Source organism: Pseudomonas sp. GL-RE-29 (assembly GCF_019947275.1).
Lineage (GTDB): Bacteria > Pseudomonadota > Gammaproteobacteria > Pseudomonadales > Pseudomonadaceae > Aquipseudomonas > Aquipseudomonas fluorescens_A.
The window spans coordinates 77,884-98,152 of the sequence record NZ_JAGYGD010000018.1 but is presented as its reverse complement, the minus strand read 5'-3'; the positions used below and the strand labels follow the sequence as shown (position 1 = coordinate 98,152).

Annotated in this window: 15 protein-coding genes and 1 tRNA gene; 3 read left to right on the top strand and 13 right to left on the bottom strand. The window is 59.6% G+C overall.

The features are described 5' to 3' along the window. Positions 1 to 5: 5 nt before the first annotated feature. On the bottom strand, positions 6 to 947 hold the full coding sequence (gene pfkB, locus KGB21_RS16480) for a 1-phosphofructokinase (protein ID WP_223505819.1): 942 nt from the start codon (positions 945 to 947) through the stop codon (positions 6 to 8). Further along, positions 947 to 3,808: a phosphoenolpyruvate--protein phosphotransferase gene (gene ptsP / locus KGB21_RS16475; RefSeq protein WP_223505818.1), complete on the bottom strand. Its 2,862-nt coding sequence runs from the start codon at positions 3,806 to 3,808 to the stop codon at positions 947 to 949. The genes pfkB and ptsP overlap by 1 nt, the downstream gene beginning before the upstream one ends. 294 nt (positions 3,809 to 4,102) lie before the next feature. On the opposite strand from ptsP, the gene cra reads away from it, so the two are divergent. Together cra and KGB21_RS16465 are read left to right on the top strand one after the other, a co-directional pair. Then, on the top strand, positions 4,103 to 5,098 hold the full coding sequence (gene cra / locus KGB21_RS16470) for a catabolite repressor/activator (RefSeq protein WP_223505816.1): 996 nt from the start codon (positions 4,103 to 4,105) through the stop codon (positions 5,096 to 5,098). A gap of 3 nt (positions 5,099 to 5,101) precedes the next feature. After that, positions 5,102 to 5,878, top strand: a complete 777-nt coding sequence (locus KGB21_RS16465; protein ID WP_223505814.1) for a TatD family hydrolase — start codon at positions 5,102 to 5,104, stop codon at positions 5,876 to 5,878. 124 nt (positions 5,879 to 6,002) lie between these two features. Here KGB21_RS16465 and KGB21_RS16460 read toward each other — a convergent pair whose 3' ends face one another. The 4 genes from KGB21_RS16460 to KGB21_RS16445 all read right to left on the bottom strand — a co-directional run bounded on the left by KGB21_RS16460 (position 6,003) and on the right by KGB21_RS16445 (position 11,669). Next, positions 6,003 to 8,033 (bottom strand): methyl-accepting chemotaxis protein, encoded by a 2,031-nt coding sequence (locus KGB21_RS16460; RefSeq protein WP_223505812.1) that lies wholly within the window; start codon positions 8,031 to 8,033, stop codon positions 6,003 to 6,005. A gap of 240 nt (positions 8,034 to 8,273) precedes the next feature. Next, positions 8,274 to 9,110, bottom strand: coding sequence for a regulatory signaling modulator protein AmpE (gene ampE / locus KGB21_RS16455; RefSeq protein WP_034148325.1), 837 nt, complete (start codon positions 9,108 to 9,110; stop codon positions 8,274 to 8,276). Then, entirely contained in the window at positions 9,107 to 9,667 is a 561-nt protein-coding gene (gene ampD, locus KGB21_RS16450) for a 1,6-anhydro-N-acetylmuramyl-L-alanine amidase AmpD (RefSeq protein ID WP_223505857.1), read from the bottom strand. The genes ampE and ampD overlap by 4 nt, the downstream gene beginning before the upstream one ends. A 64-nt stretch (positions 9,668 to 9,731) precedes the next feature. Further along, positions 9,732 to 11,669, bottom strand: coding sequence for a DUF1631 domain-containing protein (locus KGB21_RS16445; RefSeq protein ID WP_223505810.1), 1,938 nt, complete (start codon positions 11,667 to 11,669; stop codon positions 9,732 to 9,734). Between the two features lie 237 nt (positions 11,670 to 11,906). Between KGB21_RS16445 and nadC the strand changes: the two genes are divergently transcribed. Next, positions 11,907 to 12,755 carry a carboxylating nicotinate-nucleotide diphosphorylase gene (nadC, locus tag KGB21_RS16440; RefSeq protein WP_034148328.1) on the top strand — a complete coding sequence of 283 codons (849 nt, stop codon included), beginning with the start codon at positions 11,907 to 11,909 and terminating at the stop codon, positions 12,753 to 12,755. 95 nt (positions 12,756 to 12,850) lie between these two features. Here nadC and KGB21_RS16435 read toward each other — a convergent pair whose 3' ends face one another. The 7 genes from KGB21_RS16435 to infB form a co-directional block, all read right to left on the bottom strand. Continuing rightward, positions 12,851 to 13,156 carry a DUF6388 family protein gene (locus tag KGB21_RS16435; RefSeq protein WP_034148329.1) on the bottom strand — a complete coding sequence of 102 codons (306 nt, stop codon included), beginning with the start codon at positions 13,154 to 13,156 and terminating at the stop codon, positions 12,851 to 12,853. Between the two features lie 133 nt (positions 13,157 to 13,289). Further along, positions 13,290 to 13,365: transfer RNA gene (locus KGB21_RS16430), tRNA-Thr, on the bottom strand. Between the two features lie 204 nt (positions 13,366 to 13,569). Then, positions 13,570 to 15,675 carry a polyribonucleotide nucleotidyltransferase gene (pnp, locus tag KGB21_RS16425; RefSeq protein ID WP_034148330.1) on the bottom strand — a complete coding sequence of 702 codons (2,106 nt, stop codon included), beginning with the start codon at positions 15,673 to 15,675 and terminating at the stop codon, positions 13,570 to 13,572. Positions 15,676 to 15,872: 197 nt separating this feature from the next. After that, positions 15,873 to 16,142 (bottom strand): 30S ribosomal protein S15, encoded by a 270-nt coding sequence (gene rpsO, locus KGB21_RS16420; protein WP_003197723.1) that lies wholly within the window; start codon positions 16,140 to 16,142, stop codon positions 15,873 to 15,875. A 117-nt stretch (positions 16,143 to 16,259) separates the two neighbouring features. Beyond that, entirely contained in the window at positions 16,260 to 17,177 is a 918-nt protein-coding gene (gene truB, locus KGB21_RS16415; RefSeq protein WP_223505808.1) for a tRNA pseudouridine(55) synthase TruB, read from the bottom strand. 3 nt (positions 17,178 to 17,180) lie between these two features. Further along, positions 17,181 to 17,582 carry a 30S ribosome-binding factor RbfA gene (rbfA, locus tag KGB21_RS16410; RefSeq protein WP_034148332.1) on the bottom strand — a complete coding sequence of 134 codons (402 nt, stop codon included), beginning with the start codon at positions 17,580 to 17,582 and terminating at the stop codon, positions 17,181 to 17,183. Positions 17,583 to 17,741: 159 nt separating this feature from the next. Beyond that, positions 17,742 to 20,267 (bottom strand): translation initiation factor IF-2, encoded by a 2,526-nt coding sequence (gene infB, locus KGB21_RS16405; RefSeq protein ID WP_034148333.1) that lies wholly within the window; start codon positions 20,265 to 20,267, stop codon positions 17,742 to 17,744. Positions 20,268 to 20,269 lie beyond the last annotated feature (2 nt).

Genomic DNA, 20,269 nt, shown 5'->3' with positions numbered 1-20,269 from the left:
CCCTCTTATTGTTCTGTCAGGGGACGCACGCGCACACCCTGTTCGAGCTGCGCCAGGTGCGCCGCATCGCCAATGCCGAAACCGATCTGGGTGACCGCCATCGCGGCAATTGCCGTGGCGGTGCGCAAAGTTTGTTCAGGCGTATCGGCGCTGAGCAAACCGTGGAGCATGCCCGCCAGCAACGAGTCGCCCGCGCCCACCGTACTGGCGACACTGACCCTGGGCGGCGTGGCATGCAGCGCCGAGCCGACGCTGAACCAGTTCACGCCATCGGCCCCGTGGGAAATCACCACGTGCTCGATCCCTTGCACGTGTAAACGGCTCGCCGCTTCGGCTTGTGCGTTAACGGAAACCACTTCGCAATCGAGCACTTCCGCCAGCTCTTCGGTGTTGGGTTTGATCAGCCACGGGCCGGCCTTGAGCGCGGCCCGTAGCGCATCGCCGCTGGTGTCCAGGGCCACTTTCAAACCGAGCTTTTTCAAGCGCAGGATCAACGCCTGCAACCACTGCGGGCTGATGCCTTGCGGCAGGCTGCCAGCGACAACGACGGCGTCATGTCCCGGCGCAATCTGATCGAGACGATCAAGCAAGGCCTGCTGCGCCGCCGCACTGACCAGCGGCCCCGGACCGTTGAGGTCGGTGATACGCCCATCGCTTTCAGCGAGTTTGATGTTGCTACGCGTTTCGCCGGGCACGCGGATGAACGCATCGACAAAGCCGCGTTTGGCGAACAGCGTTTCGAACGCTTGCGGATTGTCTTCACCGAGGAAACCGCTGACGGTCAGTTGATGCCCAAGGTCCGCCAGCACCTGCGCCACGTTCACGCCTTTGCCGGCGGCGTGGGTGTGCATCACGTCGCTGCGGTTGACCTGACCGGGCTCGAGGCGCGGCAACTGCACGGTGAGGTCCAGTGCCGGGTTGAGGGTCAGGGTTAAGATCTTGGCCATTACAGGGCCTCCACTAATGCGCGCACTTCATTGGCGCTGCCCACGGCCAGTGCCTGTTGGGCAAGGGTTTGAGCCTGAGCCAGGCTGAGTTCGCGAATCCGCGCCTTGACCTCGGCGATGCTGCGCCCACCGACACTCAGCTCATCCACACCCAGCCCGACCAGCACTGGCACCGCCAGCGGATCGGCCGCCAACTCACCGCACACGCCGACCCACTTGCCATGGGCATGGGCGGCGCGCACGGTGATGTCGATCAGTTGCAGCACCGCCGGATGCAAACCGTCGGCCTGGGCCGACAGGGTCGGATGACCACGGTCGATGGCCAGGGTGTATTGGGTCAGGTCGTTGGTGCCGACGCTGAAGAAGTCGACCTCTTTGGCCAGGACCGGCGCCAGCAAAGCGGCCGACGGCACTTCGATCATAATCCCCAGTTGCAGGTCCGCGACCGGGATTTCCAGACGCAGGCGTTCGGTCATGTCCCGCGCCTGACGCCACTCATCGACGCTGCCGACCATCGGGAACATGATCCGCAGCGGACGGTTGTCGGCGGCGCGCAGCAAGGCGCGAATCTGCGCTTCCATGATCTGCGGCCGCTGCAAGGTCAGGCGAATGCCTCGCACACCGAGGAACGGGTTTTCTTCCTTGGCGATCGGCCAATACGGCAGCGGTTTGTCGCCGCCAACATCAAGGGTACGCACCACCAACGGCCGCCCGGCGAGGCCATCGAGGACACGGCGGTATTCGACTTCCTGGGTCGCCTCGTCAGGCGCTTGCGGATGGGCCATGAAAATCAGTTCAGTGCGCAGCAGGCCGATGCCTTCGGCGCCCTGCTCCACCGCAGCGGTCACACCGGCGCTTTCACCGATGTTGGCGAACACTTCGACGGCATGACCGTCAGTGGTCAGCGCCGGTTGATGACGTTGTTCTGCCGCCGCCTTCAGGCGTTGTTCGCGGGTGTCGCGCTCTTGCGTGGCACGCTGCAAGGTCGCCGCGTCGGCGTCCACATGCAAACGCCCACGCTGACCATCGATCAACAGCGGCGTACCCGGCGCCAACAGCAACACCGCCGGACCAGCGCCGACCAGCGCTGGAATACCCAGCGCGCGGGCGACGATGGCGCTGTGCGCGGTGGCGCCGCCACGGGCGGTGAGAATGCCGGCGACACGCGCCGGATCGAGACGTGCCACGTCGGACGGACCGACTTCGTCCATCACCAGAATGTACGGCTGCTCCGGCTCACTCGGGGTTTCGACACCGCTGAGTTGCGCCAGCACCCGACGGCCAATGTCGCGCAAGTCAGCGGCGCGCTCGGCGAGCAAGGCGTCTTGCAACGATTCCTGTTGCCGCGCTGCGGCTTCAATCACCGACATCCACGCCGCTTCCGCGCTCTCGCCTTGCTTGAGGCGGGTGTCGACTTCATCGGTCAATTCCGGGTCGTCGAGCATTTCCTGGTGGGTGACGAAAATCTCGCGAATGGCCTTGGCCTTGCTGCGTTCGATCAAACCGCCAATGTCACGCCGCACATCCGCCAGCGCTTGCTTGAGACGCTCGCGCTCGATGGCGGCCGACTCACCACGCAGCGGGTAATCGATGGTTTGCAGCACTTGAATATGCGCCGGGCCAATGGCGATCCCCGGTGCGGCGGCGATGGCCTGAACCAGGCTGCCTGATGCCGGCGCGAGCAGCACCGCGGCGACCTCGACAATCTCTTCGCGTTGTTGGCTCACCGCAGGCAACGGCTCGACTTCTTCACCGAGGCCTTCCTCGATGGCGGCCAATAACGCAGGCAATGCATCAGCGGCGATGCTCGGCTCGGCGATGATTTCCAGTACTTGACCGCGACGGGCGCCGAGGCTGAGCAGTTTGCTCAAGCTCTTCACCGACACGGCGCTGTCCTGGCCGTCGACGATGCGGATGCGTATTTCGCCTTCAAAACTTTTTGCCAATTGCGCGAGGATTTTCGCCGGGCGCGCATGCAAACCGTGGGCGTTAGCCAAGGCAATCCGCGCGCTCGGCCAGTCCGCCGGCAACTCACCGCCGAGCACTTCAAGCACCGCGCGGCAACTGGTGGCGCGACCCAATTCATGGCCGCGCCCTTCAATCAGCAACGCGCACAGGCGTTCGAGCAATGCTTGATGGGCCTCACCGAGGCTGGCCAAACAGAACAACCCGCTCAGCGGCTGGCCGAGATAGCGCAGCGGTTTGTCCGGCGTGACGAAGGCCAGGCCGGGACGCTTGACGGTTTGTTCGCTGTGCAGCCACCACAGGCCATCGCCCAGCGGCAACGCTTCGACTTGCTGCAACACGGCGGAGAAACCGTTGCTGACACAATCGGCCTGGCGCAACAAACGTGCACCACGCCAAACCAGTTCTTCGAAATCTTCAGCGGCAACGCCCAAACCAATCATCTGCGCATCCAGCGCCAGTTCTTGCGGCGCGCCTTGCAGCAGTTTCAGCAAGGCATCAGCGGTACTGGCGCGGCGCAAGGCCTGGCCCAGATCGGTCTCGCCGAGGGCACGGGTCAGCAGTTGCAGCAGGCGCAAGTGTTCATCGGATTTGGCAGCAATGCCGATCGCCAGGTAGACGATCTGGCCGTCGCCCCAATCAACGCCGTCGGGGAATTGCATCAGCCGTACGCCGGTGGAAAACACCTGATCGCGGGTTTCCGGTGTACCGTGGGGGATGGCAATACCTTGGCCGAGAAAGGTCGAGCCCTGGGCTTCGCGCGCCTGCAACCCGGCGAGGTAACCGTCGGCCACCAGACCGTCGGCGACCAGATGCCCGGCGAGTAATTGCAACGCTGCGGACTTATCCACAGCCGACTGGGCCATGGATATCTGCTCTATGGTGAGCTCGAGCATGCTTTCTCCTTTTTGGCACCGGTTGGCACCAGGTATTGTTTTGAATGATTTCAGCTTAGGCGCTTGTATTGTCACAGTCTTTGTCGGTTTCGCGGCAGAACCGGCCAAAGGCACCTTTAACGTAGAAAATACGCTTGCTGAAACGTTTAATCTAGATCGATTGGCACGTTACTCGATAATGTCCCATCCTTGAAGTCCAACTTGTCGGATGCGTTGTGACCATGGTCGACTGCCCGAATCGGGTAGGATTGGCGAAAATGTCGAGGCAAGCTCGAGAAAACAAGGAATTGCGGGTTGAAACTCAGTGATATAGCCCAGTTGGCCGGTGTGTCCGTTACCACCGCCAGCTACGTCATCAATGGCAAGGCCGAACAGCAACGCATCAGCAGCGCCACCGTCGAGCGCGTGCGCGCGGTGGTCGATCTTCATGGCTTTACGCCTAACCCGCAGGCGGCCGGGCTGCGCAGTCGGCACACCCGCACGCTGGGGTTCATTCTGCCGGACCTGGAAAACCCCAGTTACGCGCGAATCGCCAAACTGCTGGAACAAGGTGCGCGCGCTCGCGGCTATCAGTTGCTGATCGCCAGCTCCGACGATGCACCGGAAAGCGAACGGCAATTGCTGCAACTGTTCCGCGCCCGGCGCTGTGATGCGCTGATTGTCGCCAGTTGCCTGCCGCCCGGCGACGACAGCTATCTCCAATTGCAGGCCAAGGGCATTCCGATCATCGCCATCGACCGGGTCATGGCGCCCGAGCATTTCTGCTCGGTCATCAGCGACGATCGCGAAGCCAGCCTGCAACTGACACGCAGCCTGCTCGAGCCGTTGCCCAAGCAGATCGCCCTGATCGGCGCCCGCCCCGAGTTGAGCATCAGCCAGGAACGGGCCGCCGGGTTCAAAGAGGCGCTGACCGTATTCAACGGCGAAGTGCTGATCGAGCACGGCGAATCGTTCAGCCGCGAGTGCGGCAAGCAGTTGATGGAAGAAATGCTACAGCGCCTGGGGCATTTGCCGGATGCGCTGGTGACCACGTCCTACGTACTGCTACAGGGCGTGTTCGATGCCTTGCACGACTTCCCGCTGAAATCCCGACCGCTGCGACTCGGCACCTTCGGCGACACCCAGTTACTCGACTTCCTGCCGCTGCCGGTCAACGCCATGGCGCAGCAACATCAGCTGATTGCCGACAAAGCCCTGGCCCTGGCGCTGGCTGCCATCGAGCAGTCCGATTATCAACCCGGCGTGCAGGCCATCGCACGGACGTTCAAACAACGTATTCGTCAGGACTGAGCCATGGACCTGATCGACACCCACACGCACCTGGACTTTCCCGACTTCGACGCGGATCGTCAGGCGCTGATGGCCGAAAGCCGGGGCCTCGGGGTGCGGCGAATGGTGGTGCTGGGGGTTTATCAGGGCAATTGGCAGCGAGTCTGGGAGCTGGTGCAAAGCGATTCCGACCTGCATGCGGCCTTCGGTTTGCATCCGGTGTATCTGGACGATCATCGTCCGGAAGATTTAACCGAACTCGCTGATTGGCTAAGCCGTTTGGCCGGTCACCGACAGTTGTGCGCGGTGGGCGAGATCGGCCTGGATTACTTCATCGAAACACTGGACCGCGATCGCCAGCAAGCGTTGTTCGACGCACAACTGCAACTGGCGGCGGACTTCAATTTACCGGCGTTGATCCATGTGCGGCGCAGCCATGCGGCGGTGATTGCCACGCTCAAACGCTTCAAATTGAAACGAGCCGGCATCATCCACGCCTTCGCTGGCAGCAAGGAAGAAGCCCGCGAGTACATCAAGCTCGGGTTCAAACTCGGCCTCGGCGGCGCCGCGACCTGGCCACAAGCGCTGCGTATGCACCGCGTCCTCGCCGAGCTGCCGCTGGATTCAGTGGTGCTGGAAACCGACTCACCGGACATGGCGCCCGCCATGTTCCCCGGTCAACGCAACAGCCCCGCGCACTTGCCGGCGATCTGCGAGGCACTGGCCGCCATCATGGCGATCAGCCCCGAGCAACTGGCCGCCGCCAGCACCGCCAATGCCTGTGAGCTGTTCAACTGGTAACAGACAAACCAAAACAATTGTGGGAGCGAGCCTGCTCGCGATAGCGGAGTGTCAGTCGACATAATTCTCGACTGTTAATCCGTCATCGCGAGCAGGCTCGCTCCCACAGGGGGCACAGTGTTCGTTAGACCCGGAACGCGCTGATCAACTGCTTCAACTCCACCACCTGAGCCGACAACGCACGGCTGGCGTCCTCGGTCTGGTGCGCACCTTCGGCGGTGCGCTCGCCGGCGCGGTTGATCTCGACGATGTTCTGATCGATGTCGTGTGCCACGGCAGTTTGCTGCTCCACGGCGGCGGCGATCTGTTGGTTCTGATCGACGATCATGCCCACGGCGCCAAGGATGTTTTCCAGTGCCAGTTGGACTTTTTCCGACTGCCCCACGGTGCCATTCGCCATTTCGTGGCTGACGCCCATCGCCTTCACCGCTGCGCCAACACCGCCGTGGAGCTTGGCGATCATCTGCTCGATTTCTTCGGTTGATTGCTGAGTGCGCTTGGCCAGGGTCCGGACCTCGTCCGCCACCACCGCGAAACCACGCCCCTGTTCACCGGCGCGGGCCGCTTCGATTGCAGCGTTGAGCGCCAACAGATTGGTCTGTTCGGCAATGCTCTTGATCACTTCCAGCACGCGGCTGATGGACTGGCTGTCGCTGGCCAGTTGATTGATGACCAGCACCGATTGATCAATCTCGTTGGCCAATGCCGCGATGCTGCCCTGCTGGGACTGCACCAGTCCCCGACCGCTGACGGTCTCGTCGTTGACACTGTGGGCGCTGCTGACCGCCGCAGCGGCACTGCGTGCGACCTCCAGTGAAGTGGCGGACATCTGGTTCATCGCCGTCGCGACCTGCTCGATCTGCGTGCGCTGCCCGGCCACTGCCTGATTGCTTTGCGCCGAGACATGTTCCACTTGCCCGGCCTGACGCTCGACCTCGCTGACGGTCTGCCCCACCCGCTCGATCAGGTCATGGATTTTTTTCACCGTGCCGTTGAACACCTCGCCCAACTCGCCCAACTCATCGCGGCTATTGGCGCTGAAGGTAACGGTCATGTCGCCAGCCGCCACTTTGTCCATCACCCCGCCAAGACGTTTGAGGGTGGTGCGGGTCGAGGCGTAGAAGCCGCCGTAGAGATAAAAAATCAACACAAAAACCACCGACAGCGCCACGGCCTGCAAGACCATGTGCGTGCGGTTCTGCTCCAGACGCTGCTGCAACTGGGTGCCGAGAAATTTCAGGGTGGCTTCGTTGAGTTGGTAGGTCTGGTCCATCAGGCCCGTGACCTGATCGTAAAAGCCCTGCCATGGTCTATCGAGGGTGTCGGCCATCACCACTTGTTCTTCGAACAATTCACTGGCTTTCTTCAGCGACGCCCGACTGCTATCAGCCTTGGCGGCAAGCGTTTCCCGTGCGGCAGAGCTGGAGCCCAGCGCATCCTGCAGTTTCACCCCGTATTCGCCCTGCAGCTTTTCGATCTGTGCCAACAATTCATCGAAACGCGTGCTCGATGAGGAATTGATAAAGCCCTGCCCCAGCGAAAAAGAGCCCATCGCCCGGCCTTCGCCCAGCAGCTGAGTGACCGGCGGGGTGACATTGGTGATGAGTTCGCTCAGTTGGCGCATGTCGCTTTGCGTATCACGACTGAGGCCGGCCTGACTGGCAATGATCTGGCTGAACACCTGCGCGCTGCCGAGCAACTTGCCGATCATGCCGCTTTTGCTTTGCAGCGAGCTTTCGGCTTGCTGAGCCTTGAAGGCGGCGATCATTTCATCGCGCTTGGCATCGAAGACCGCAATCTGTTCCGGGTCCGTGCTCATCGCCGTCAACCCTTGCATACGGCTCAGCACACTTTGCCCCAAAGTATTGATCTGTGACTCGACATTCCCGGCCTTGCCGGATTGACCGAGGGAGACGTTGATCTGCACCAGGTTGTTCAGGGTCTCCAGATCGCGCCGCAACGTCAGGCTGCTGCCCAACAGATCCAGGCTCTGGAGTTCAACCCGGGTGCCCTGGAATTCGCGATAGGAATCACGCACCAGGTAGAAGTTGGTCACCAGCATCGGCACCAGAAACAGTACGCTGATCAGGCTGAACTTCATGCCGAAGCTCAGGCGATTCATCAGTGCGACGGCGGGATAGAGCAAGCTCTTCACTGGAAGTCTCCCTTGGATTTCTTATTTTTATTGGCAGGCGCAGACCGACAGCAGATAGCCACTATTGGGCGCTGTCTCTGTATAACTTAAATCGGCGGGAAGTTTTGTAACTTAAGGTTAATGGCAAAAAGATCGCAGCCTCCGGCAGCTCCTACAGGGGTGCGTGCATCCGATTATCGGTAGTACGCGATCCATGTAGGAGCTGCCGCAGGCTGCGATCTTTTGATTTTTAATCCCGGATCAGGGCATCACGGTCCACAACGCAAAACCCGCATACCAGAGCACTGCCGCCCGCAGCAGCAACTCCCAGATCCGGTCAAGGTTGTTGATGCCTTCAGGCCCGACCACCGGAGCCGGAATTTCACCGGCCACAAGTCCGGCCTTCTCGATCAGTTGAGCGGCGCTGATGTTCCAGTTCAACAATTCGTGCAACATCACCCGGCTGACCGCGACAAAGTTACCCACCAAGGCAAAACTGGCCGCCAGCAGACGTACCGGCAGCCAGTCGAAGGCATGGCGCAATTGTCCTGCGCGCTCGACCACAGTCGGGTTTTGCCCGTGTTCTTCGGCCAGGGCCAGCAGTCGATAGGCCAGCGCCGCGACCGGTCCCAACAGGAAATACCAGAAAATCACCGCAAAAAAGCTCTGGTAAGCCTCCCACAACAGATGAGCTTCGACCCGTTCCAGCAGTTGCTCGCCACTGTCGGCGCAGATGTCGAGGTCACGCTTGGCGACATGGGCCGCAGCTTGCAGGTCTTCGCGACGCCAGGCATCGCGAAAAGGCCCGAGACCGCCCAGCAGGTCGCCGCGTCCCAGGCTGTAAATCACCACCAGCAGGTGCACCGGCAACGCCAACAAACCGTAGGCGACCGGATCCAGGACCACCAACAGCAAGCCCAGCAACGCCACCGGCAACAACACCATCACGACCAGAACCAGCCACGGACGCTTCGTCAGACGCGGGCTGGATTCAAGCTTGTGCAACTCGCGCACCCAACCGCCATCACGTTGAATCTGGTGGCGCAGGGCCGAGAATTTCTCGATCCACACCGCCAACAGCAACACCAGAAAACTCATTGTCCTTCCTCTCGTAGCAGGGCCGTGCGATAGCGTGCCCAGTCGAACGCAGGGCCCGGATCGGTCTTGCGCCCGGGCGCGATGTCGCTGTGCCCGCAGATGCGCTGTGCGGTGATGGCCGGAAAGGTGTTTTGCAGCTGCCGGGTCAACACCGTCAATGCGTCATATTGAGCATCGGTGAACGGCAGATCATCCGTGCCTTCCAACTCGATGCCCACGGAAAAATCGTTACAGGTTTCCCGTCCCTCGAAAATCGAAACACCGGCGTGCCAGGCGCGCTCCAGGCAAGAGACAAACTGAGTGACGGTGCCGTCACGCTCAATCAGAAAATGCGCAGACACCCGCAGATCGGCAATCCCCTCAAAGTACGGGTGTTCCGTGACATCCAGGCGATTTTGGAAAAACTCCTGCACCTTGCCGGTGGCGAACTGCGCCGGCGGCAGGCTGATGTTGTGGATCACCAGCAGGGAAATTTCGCCCTCGGGGCGCGCATTGAAGTTGGGCGAGGGGCATAAATGCACGTCCTGACACCAACCGCTTGCGGGGTCCAACTGCATACAAATTCCTTCAACGACGACTGTGTTGGTGCCCAGTATGCCGCGATAGACCCTCGGCATGCGATCACTTGCCGCGATCGAGGCGCTGCAGCTTACCGATCTCCGACTCCAGAGCCCGATCAAACAACAAGGTGTCCTCCAGAGCCCGTACCGTGCCATGACGAAATTCGATGGCGAGCTGGGTGCGGCTGCGCTCCAGCACCTGCATACCCGTGCGGTTGACGAAAATGTACTGACCGCTGGTTTCGTTGATCGCCGCCAGTTTGCAGCGCTGAGGGTTTTCCTGAAACTCGACCCAGCTACCAACACTCAATTGATCGACTTGACGCAAGCCCGCATCGTCCGCCGGCAAACGCACCGAAACTGTATCGACCGGGAATTCATCGGCCCTCGGCAAAACCACTTCTTCCAGCACTTCGATCATCATCGGCGCCCCTGCAAGCGGTGTGGCTTGGGTGCCGTGTTCAAACAATTGAACGTGCAAGCCTTCCAGTTCACTGAAAAACCCGGCCGTGGCGAACGGATCGAACGCCGAACCGCTCAAGCCCTCGCGCAACGCCTTGAGCAAACCCGGCACCAGCGCCAACAAGTGCGACCGTGCATCGGGTTCGTCATGGCGTTGGACGCTCCAGATCAACTGCTCCATGGTTTGCACCGCGGCATGCCACTGCGTCGATTGGTCGCCGTGCTTGAGGCAAGTCAGCAGCAACACTTTGCTCCAGGCCTGCTGGACAAACAGCACCACCCCCTGAGGCAGGACTTTTCCGAGCATGGCGTGATTCAACGCCTGCTCGACGCGCTGGCGGGCCAATTCAGCTCTGGCACGACCCTCTTCAGCATCGCGGATACGTTGCTCCAACGATTCACTGCGACGACGTTCATCACTGGTGAACGCCAGGAAATCGGCCAGCGACTCAGAAAATATCGCCGGATCATCAACAAATTCGGTCGAGAGGCGCTGCACGACCTGTTCAACGCACAGGTAAAGTCCGTCGCGCTGAGGGTCATCACCCTCACTCCAGCCCAAAGTCGCATTGGTGATCTCATTAAGCAGACGCCGCGCGGGATGGCTGCTGCGACTGAAGAAGCTCTTGTCGAGCACCGCTACTTTCACCAGTGGAATCTGTAGCCGGGCGATCAATGGCTTGAAGGATCCCGGCAAAGTGCGGTCATCATGAAAGTAGTCGAAGAGCATAGCGATCAGATTGATCACGTCCTCATCGGCCACGTCGATCGCCGGCACCTGCGCCGGACTTTGCGCTTTCAAAGGAACACTGGCCGCGTCATCCGCTATCTGGCCTATCGGAGCGGACGTGAGACCAGACAGCACACCGCTGGCGATCAGCAGTTGGTTAGCATCGGTGTAGAGCTTATGAACATCGCTGAGCACATAGCGCTCGAACAGCTTGAGGATGATCAACTTGACCTTGATCTCCACCCCCAGGTTGCGCCCGGCCTGCAAGAAAAACGCGCAGAGCATCGTCGGCCCCATGGGGTTGTGCTGCTCCATCAGCGATCTGCCCAGCAGTGTACTGAGGCGGGCGGTGAGCTGGTCGAGTGCGAAACCATCACGGTTCAGCACTTTGTTGACCATCGCTTCCACCGCTACGGCGCGTTCCAACTCGTCATCGGGCAGCGCTTTGCGGATGTCGACAGGCAAAGGCTGAGGCAGGACCGTGTGAGTGGCGCTGTACTGGGTCAGACTGACAAATGCTTCGAAGAATTGCTCGAAAAAGACCCGCTCGATACTTTTGCGCTTGAGGCGCAAGTCGCGCATGGCTTGAAACAAAATATTGTGATCGGCGTCGGTACGAGCCCCGTCGGCCATTTCGAAGAGGGTGTCGTCGGCGTTATCGAACAGTGCCTGCAGACCCTGCCTGAGCTGCTGAGTGGCCTTGTCGCGGACCTGAAGCAGAATCACAGGCAGGCGGGCGAGCGGCGTATGAATCGCCTGGTCGGTAGTCGCCTTGCGCAAAGGCACTACATTCCCGTCGTTGTGCATCCAGCCTCCTGAAAAATATTCTTCGATCCGTCAACGTCATGACGTCAATTACAAGGCGAATTATCTTGTAAAACGTCCCGCTTGTGCCAGAAGACTCTGCACCTCGTTTTCCAATTGCCCCGATCACTTGCGAGATCGACCAAATGCAGGCCCGAGAGCGATGGGATCACTTCAGGCGCCTTGGGTTGGCCAGCACCATGGCCCTATAATCGGAGCACTTTGTTTGTGGAGTCCGTTATGCCGAATCTACGTCTCGCCGATTTGACCGCCGAAATCGAAGCCAACGTGCGCCGTGCGTTGCTCGAAGACATCGGCAGCGGCGACATCACCGCGCAGCTGATCCCGGCCGAACGCCTGGCTAAAGCCACCATCATCACCCGCGATGCGGCCGTCATCTGCGGCACGGCGTGGGTGGATAATGTGTTTCGGCAACTGGACCCTCGGGTCGCGGTGCATTGGCAGGTCGCCGACGGCGAACGCGTCAAACCCAACCAGGTGTTGTTCCACCTCGAAGGCCCGGCCCGCTCACTGCTGACGGGCGAACGTAGCGCCCTGAATTTCCTGCAACTGCTGTCTGGCGTGGCTACTCGTGCGCGATACCTGGCGGATTACGTTGCCCAGACTCAAGTGAAGTTGCTCGACACCCGCAAGACCCTGCCGGGGCTGCGCCTGGCGCAGAAGTACGCGGTGACCTGCGGCGGCTGCCACAATCACCGCATCGGTCTGTATGACGCTTTCCTGATCAAGGAAAACCATATCGCCGCCAGTGGGGGAATCCCGCAGGCCATCGCTGCTGCGCACAAGATCGCACCGGGTAAACCGGTAGAGATTGAAGTGGAAAGCCTGGATGAGCTGAAAGAAGCGTTGGCGGCTGGGGCCGACATCATCATGCTCGACGAGCTGAGCCTGGATGACATGCGCGAAGCCGTGCGTCTGAACAACGGCAAGGCAAAGCTGGAGGCCAGCGGCGGTATCAACGAAAGCACGTTGCTGCCGATTGCCGAAACCGGGGTGGATTACATTTCGATCGGTGCGATGACCAAGGATGTGAAGGCTGTGGATCTGTCGATGCGTCTCAGTCTCTGATCCGCATCACAAACCTGTAGGAGCCCGGCTTGCCAGCGATAGCGATCTCAAGGATGCTATCGCCGGCAAGCCAGGCTCCTACAAGAGCGCTGATGTCAAACCACCAGATTGTTCATCTCGCAGTACTCTTCCCACTCAACACCCAACACTTCCGCCGCTTCCTTGTGCAATACCAGGCGCGCGGCCTCGAACTCTTCCGGAGTCGAGGTGTACTTGAGTGTCAGCTCCCACGGCTGTAAGCCCTGGGCTTCTGCCTCGTCTTCGAAGGCCCACTGAATCTGGTCTTTCTGATCATCGGCCGGCAGGTCCTTGATCTCATCCGCTAGCTGGGGCGAATCCAGCAAATACTTCTTGAGCGCTTCTTCGTGTCTGGCTTCTTGGGTCAATTCTTTAACGGTCATGGCGTTCTCTTTGATCTGAGGAATGGAAGATGGATCTGGATCATCAAGGATCTCTCTGACGCAAAAAACCGTTTACTGCCCGGTTTGTCTGGCCTTCAGAACCATTCGGGATCATCTGAAAACAACGTATCGCTGGTGCCCGAGACAGGAGTCGAACCTGCGACCTTCGCGTTACGAGTGCGCTGCTCTACCAACTGAGCTACACGGGCGGTGGGCTAAACCTAGCACTGACCTTGAGGTCAGGCAACCGGCCGGGCCACAAAAGCAAAAGATCGCAGCCTCCGGCAGCTCCTACACGCGAACATCCTGTAGGAGCTGCCGGAGGCTGCGATCTTTTGATCTTTTCTGCACATAGCAAAACGCCCCGAACCAGTCGGGGCGTTTTGTTTTTCAGCGGTCAGACGCGAGGGTGATTAAACGCCCGAAGCCTTGGCTGCTGCTACGTCTTTGATGGACAGCTTGATACGGCCGCGGTTGTCCACGTCCAGTACCAGCACTTCCACTTCCTGGCCTTCTTTCAGGATGTCGGTCACTTTCTCAACGCGAGCGTCGCTCAGCATGGAGATGTGAACCAGACCGTCCTTGCCCGGCAGGATGTTGACGAATGCGCCGAAGTCGACGATGCGCTCAACCTTACCGACGTAGATCTTGCCGATCTCGGCTTCAGCGGTGATACCCAGAACGCGCTGACGGGCAGCTTCAGCTGCTTCCTTGGTTTCGCCGAAGATCTTGATCGAGCCGTCGTCTTCGATGTCGATCGAAGCCTTGGTCTCTTCACAGATCGCACGAATGGTCGCGCCGCCTTTACCGATGACATCACGGATTTTGTCGGTGTCGATTTTCATCGCGATCATGGTCGGAGCGTTTTCCGACAGCTCGGTACGCGACTGGCCAATGATCTGGTTCATCTGACCGAGGATGTTCAGGCGCGCTTCCAGGGCTTGGCCCAGAGCGATTTCCATGATTTCTTCGGTGATGCCTTTGATCTTGATGTCCATCTGCAGCGCGGTCACACCTTTGGCGGTACCGGCTACTTTGAAGTCCATGTCGCCCAGGTGGTCTTCGTCACCCAGGATGTCGGTCAGGATGGCGAATTTCTCGCCCTCTTTAACCAGACCCATGGCGATACCGGCAACCGGTGCCTTCATCGGAACGCCGGCATCCATCAGTGCCAGGGAAGCGCCGCAGACCGAAGCCATGGAGCTCGAACCGTTGGACTCGGTGATTTCCGATACAACGCGGATGGTGTACGGGAACACGTCAGCGGCTGGCAGCATGGCTGAAATCGAACGACGGGCCAGACGGCCGTGACCGATTTCGCGACGACCAGCGCCACCCATGCGACCACACTCACCTACCGAGAACGGCGGGAAGTTGTAGTGCAGCATGAACGGGTCTTTTTTCTCGCCTTCGAGAGTGTCCAGCAACTGTGCGTCACGGGCAGTACCCAGAGTTGCGACTACCAGAGCCTGGGTTTCGCCACGGGTGAACAGGGCCGAACCGTGGGTCTTTGGCAGAACACCGACTTCGATGTTCAGAGGACGTACGGTCTTGGTGTCGCGACCGTCGATACGTGGCTTGCCGTTTACAATGTTTTCGCGAACGGTGCGGTATTCGATTTCGCCGAAAGCAGCTTTGACTTCAGCGGAAGTCGGTTGACCTTCTTCGCCGGACAGCTTGGCAACAACCTGATCCTTCAGCTCACCCAGGCGAGCGTAACGGTCGGCCTTGATGGTGATGGTGTAAGCCTGGGAGATTGCTTCGCCGAACTCGGCACGGATAGCGCCCAGCAGAGCAGTGGCCTCTGGCTGTGGAGCCCAGGTCCAGGTCGGCTTGGCAGCTTCGGCAGCCAGTTCTTTAACAGCGTTGATCACAACCTGGAACTCGTCGTGAGCAAACAGTACCGCGCCCAGCATCTGGTCTTCGGTCAGCTCTTTGGCTTCCGATTCAACCATCAGAACGGCTTCCGAAGTACCGGCAACGACCATGTCCAGGCTCGAAGCTTTCTGTTGTTCGTAAGTCGGGTTCAGCAGGTAGCCGGTGCTTTCGTGGAACGCAACGCGGGCAGCGCCGATCGGGCCATCGAAAGGAATGCCGGAGATCGCCAGGGCAGCCGAGGTACCGATCATCGCAGCGATGTCCGGATCGGTCTTCTTGCTGGTGGAAACGACGGTGCAGACAACCTGCACTTCGTTCATGAAACCTTCTGGGAACAGCGGACGGATCGGACGGTCGATCAGTCGGGAAGTCAGGGTTTCTTTCTCGGAAGGACGGCCTTCACGCTTGAAGAAACCGCCAGGGATCTTACCGGCAGCGTAAGTCTTTTCCTGGTAGTGAACAGACAGAGGGAAGAAGCCCTTGCCTGGATCGGCTTGCTTGGCACCGACTACGGTCACCAATACGCTGACGTCGTCGTCAACGGTGACCAATACTGCGCCGGAGGCCTGACGGGCGATACGGCCAGTCTCGAGGGTAACGGTCGACTGACCGAACTGGAATTTTTTGATTACCGGGTTCACGGTGTCCTACCTTCTTTTGTGGCTCTTGGGGAAACTGGTTTCTTGCGAAATTCTTGGGCAACGCCGGGAATCGGCCCGACAGGATTGTCCAGGGTAAAACGTGTATCCAGATAAAACTTGAGGCTGGGAGCCTGCCATGCGCCAGCGGGAAACCCACTGGCGCACGACAGACAACCAACCTCTAGCGCAATCGCTTATTAGCGACGCAGACCCAGGCGAGCGATCAGAGCGCTGTAACGGCTCACGTCCTTGCCTTTCAGGTAGTCCAGCAGCTTACGACGCTGGTTTACCATGCGGATCAGACCACGACGGGAGTGGTGATCTTTACCGTTGGCCTTGAAGTGACCTTGCAGTTTGTTGATGTTGTGGGTCAGCAGTGCAACTTGCACTTCTGGCGAACCAGTGTCACCAACAGCTTGCTGGTAGTCAGCTACGATTTGAGCTTTTTCTTGAACGTCGAGAGCCATGAGGCAATCCTTTTATCAGGAAACTGTTTCAGAAAAACAGCTTCAACAGGCCAGGGACAAATCCCTGTATCTAAAAATGAGTAGTGACCGTGCCTGTTAACAGCCACCCTCGTCCGGTCATTCTGACCGAATCAGTCGACGTGGCGCGATGCGCCCGTCTTCGCTCACTTCACCGATACCGATGAAGCGACCATTGTGATCCTGTACCCGTACCATGCCAAACTTCGGTGCATCCGGGGCGCGTACCGGCTGGCCGTTGAGCCAGTAGAACGAGCTGTGCTCCGAGAACTGCAACAGTGGCCAATCCAGCAGGCCGCTGTCCGATGGCATCAGGAAGCGATCAACCGCTTCGTTGCCGCCGTCGGCATGTACCGCTTCCAACTCTTCCAGGGTGACCGTCTGCGCCAGCGTGAAAGGCCCGGCCTGGGTACGTCGCAGTTCTGCAACGTAAGCGCCACAACCGAGTTGCTCACCAATATCCTCCACCAGGGTACGGATATAGGTGCCTTTGCTGCAATCCACCGCCAGCCGCGCAGTATCGCCTTCGAAGGACAGCAATTCCAAGCGCGCAATAGTAACAGAACGCGGTTCGCGCTCCACTACTTCGCCAGCACGGGCCAGCTTGTACAGCGGCTGCCCGTCACGCTTGAGTGCCGAGTACATCGGTGGTATCTGACTGATTTGCCCACGAAATTTCGGCAAAACCGCTTCGACATCGGCGCGACCAACGGTCACCGGGCGTTCCTGCAAAACTTCACCCTCGGCATCTGCCGTGGTGGTGGTCTTGCCCAGTTGCGCCAGGGTTTCGTAACCCTTGTCGGAATCGAGCAGGTATTGCGAGAACTTGGTGGCCTCACCGAAGCACAGCGGCAGCACGCCGGTGGCCAGCGGATCGAGACTGCCGGTGTGACCGGCCTTCTCGGCGTTGAGCAACCAGCGAACCTTCTGCAACGCGGCGTTGGAGGTGAACCCCAGCGGCTTGTCGAGCAGGATGATGCCGCTGACGTTACGACGGATACGTTTGACCTGAGCCACCGATTACTCCTTGGTGTCTTCGGCTTCTGCCGCAACCGGATGCTGATTGTCTTCAGCCACTGCACGCTCGATCAATGCCGACAGGTGCGCACCACGCACGACGCTTTCGTCGTAGTGGAAGTGCAACTGTGGAACGCTGCGCAGCTTCATCTCGCGGGCCAACTGCATGCGCAGGAAACCAGCGGCAGAGTTGAGCACCTTGATGCTCTGTGCGATGTCTTCAGCGCTGTCCTGACCCATCACGGTGATGAAAATCTTGGCGTGACCGACGTCACGGCTGACTTCCACAGCGGTAATGGTGACCAGGCCGACGCGCGGGTCTTTGACTTCACGACGGATCAGTTGTGCCAGCTCGCGCTGCATCTGATCGCCAATGCGTTGGGTACGGCTATATTCTTTTGCCATGTCTTGTTACCTGTTACTGCCCCACGGCGAAACCCGTGAGGTCTGAAAGCGGCAAACGCCCGGCCTGACAAAAGCCAGACCGGGCGTTGCGTTTAGAGTCCGACTGATGCGCCGTGCATTTTCATGCGGCTGCCCATCACGGCTCTTGAAGTGCGCGAGTTAGAGGCTGCGAGCAACCTGAACCTTCTCGAAGACTTCGATCTTGTCACCGACTTTGACGTCGTTGTAGCTCTTCACGCCGATACCGCATTCCATGCCGGCACGTACTTCGGAAGCGTCATCCTTGAAGCGGCGCAGGGATTCCAGCTCGCCTTCGAAGATAACGATGTCTTCACGCAGTACACGGATTGGACGGTTACGGTGAACAACACCTTCGACAACCATGCAACCGGCGATCGCGCCAAACTTCGGCGAACGGAACACGTCACGCACTTCGGCGATACCCAGGATGTTCTCGCGAACATCGCTGCCGAGCATACCGGTCAGGGCTTTCTTGACGTCTTCGATGATGTCGTAGATCACGTTGTAGTAACGCATATCCAGACCTTCCTGCTCGACGATCTTGCGAGCGCCGGCATCGGCACGCACGTTGAAGCCGAACAGTACAGCGTTGGAGGCCAGTGCCAGGTTGGCGTCGGATTCGGTGATACCACCGACACCGCCACCGACCACGCGCACTTGCACTTCGTCGTTACCCAGGCCGTTCAAGGCACCGTTCAACGCTTCCAGCGAACCACGGACGTCGGATTTGAGGACGATGTTGAGCGTCTTCTTCTCTTCCTGGCCCATGTTTTCGAAGATGTTTTCCAGCTTGCCGGCGTGAGCGCGAGCCAGTTTGACTTCACGGAACTTGCCTTGACGGAACAGAGCCACTTCACGGGCTTTCTTCTCGTCGGCAACCACGCTCATCTCGTCGCCAGCGTCCGGGGTACCGTCCAGGCCGAGAATCTCGACAGGGATGGCAGGACCCGCTTCCTTGATTGGCTTGCCGTTCTCGTCGAGCATGGCGCGAACGCGACCATAGTTCGAACCGACCAGTACCATGTCGCCTTGGCGCAGGGTACCGTCTTGAACCAGAACGGTCGCTACCGGGCCGCGGCCCTTGTCCAGACGCGATTCAACCACGACACCACGGCCAGGAGCCGACGGAGTGGCAGTCAGTTCCAGAACTTCGGCCTGCAGCAATACGGCTTCGAGCAGTTCGTCGACGCCAGTACCCATCTTCGCCGAGACCGGTACGAATGGCGTGTCACCACCCCACTCTTCCGACGTCACGCCGTGAACCGACAGTTCGCTACGGATGCGATCGAGATCAGCGCCCGGCTTGTCGATCTTGTTCACTGCGACAACCAACGGAACCCCAGCAGCCTTAGCGTGCTGAACAGCTTCGATGGTTTGCGGCATCACGCCGTCGTCCGCTGCAACCACCAGGATCACGATGTCGGTCGCCTTGGCACCACGGGCACGCATTGCGGTAAACGCGGCGTGACCAGGGGTGTCGAGGAACGTAACCATGCCACGGTCGGTTTCAACGTGGTATGCGCCGATGTGCTGGGTAATACCACCGGCTTCGCCAGCAGCTACCTTGGCACGACGGATGTAGTCGAGCAGGGAAGTTTTACCGTGGTCAACGTGGCCCATTACGGTCACGACTGGTGCACGGGAAACAGCCTCACCTTCAAACTTCAGGGACTCGGCCAGGGAATCTTCCAGGGCGGTGTCGCTGACCAGGGTCACTTTATGGCCCAGCTCTTCAGCTACCAGTTGAGCAGTTTCCTGATCGAGTACCTGGTTGATGGTCGCTGGAGTACCCAGTTTGAACATGAACTTGATGATTTCAGCAGCCTTGACCGACATCTGTTGAGCGAGATCGCCCACAGTGATGGTCTCGCCGATTTTCACTTCGCGCACGACAGGGCCGGTTGGGCTCTGGAAACCGTGGGCGTTGCGCTTTTTCAGCTTGGCCTTGCCGCGACCACCACGACGGAAGCCATCGCTTTCTTCGTCGGTAGTACGTGGGGCAACGCGTGGAGCAGGCGCTTTTTCCTTGACCGACGCACGATGCGGAGCGTTTTTGCGCTCGCCATCGCCGCTACCGCGACGATTGTTATCGTCGGCACGTGGCTTGTCCGGACGGCGTTGTTCGTCACGCTTGCGAGTGTCCGCCGCAGGAGCTGGAGCAGCCGCCACAACCGGTGCGCTTTCGCGAACTGGCTCGGCCACCGCAGCAGGCGCTGCAACAGATTCGGCTTGAGCGGTCGGCGCAGCAGCAGGCTGGCGACGCGCTTCTTCTTCGGCGCGACGCTTGGCTTCTTCTTCAGCCTTTTGACGTGCAGCATTTTCTACTGCGCGACGCTCATCCAGTTCACGCTTGCGCTCGGCTTCGATTTCTTCCGGGCTGCGCTGTACGAAGACTTTCTTCTTGCGTACTTCAACGCTGATGCTTTTGCTGCCAGCAACACGCAGGGTGCTGGTGGTTTTACGCTGCAGCGTAATCTTGCGTGGTTCTTCCACTTTCGCCTTGTGGCTGCTTTTCAAGTGAGTCAGCAACGATTGCTTCTCACTGTCAGTCACACTTTCTTCGGCGGCGGTGTGCGGCAGACCTGCCTCACGCATCTGCTGCAACAGGCGCTCTACCGGTGTTTTGACCTCATCGGCCAGTTGTTTCACCGTGACTTGCGTCATGC

Bases quoted from the DNA above. Each gene is read 5' to 3' on its own strand.
- KGB21_RS16445 (WP_223505810.1), bottom strand. From the start codon at position 11,669: ATGCACAACGACGGGAATGTAGTGCCTTTGCGCAAGGCGACTACCGAC.
- ptsP (WP_223505818.1), bottom strand. From the start codon at position 3,808: ATGCTCGAGCTCACCATAGAGCAGATATCCATGGCCCAGTCGGCTGTG.
- ampE (WP_034148325.1), bottom strand. From the start codon at position 9,110: ATGAGTTTTCTGGTGTTGCTGTTGGCGGTGTGGATCGAGAAATTCTCG.
- rbfA (WP_034148332.1), bottom strand. From the start codon at position 17,582: ATGGCAAAAGAATATAGCCGTACCCAACGCATTGGCGATCAGATGCAG.
- pfkB (WP_223505819.1), bottom strand. From the start codon at position 947: ATGGCCAAGATCTTAACCCTGACCCTCAACCCGGCACTGGACCTCACC.
- rpsO (WP_003197723.1), bottom strand. From the start codon at position 16,142: ATGGCTCTCGACGTTCAAGAAAAAGCTCAAATCGTAGCTGACTACCAG.
- ampD (WP_223505857.1), bottom strand. From the start codon at position 9,667: ATGCAGTTGGACCCCGCAAGCGGTTGGTGTCAGGACGTGCATTTATGC.
- KGB21_RS16465 (WP_223505814.1), top strand. From the start codon at position 5,102: ATGGACCTGATCGACACCCACACGCACCTGGACTTTCCCGACTTCGAC.
- nadC (WP_034148328.1), top strand. From the start codon at position 11,907: ATGCCGAATCTACGTCTCGCCGATTTGACCGCCGAAATCGAAGCCAAC.
- KGB21_RS16435 (WP_034148329.1), bottom strand. From the start codon at position 13,156: ATGACCGTTAAAGAATTGACCCAAGAAGCCAGACACGAAGAAGCGCTC.
- infB (WP_034148333.1), bottom strand. From the start codon at position 20,267: ATGACGCAAGTCACGGTGAAACAACTGGCCGATGAGGTCAAAACACCG.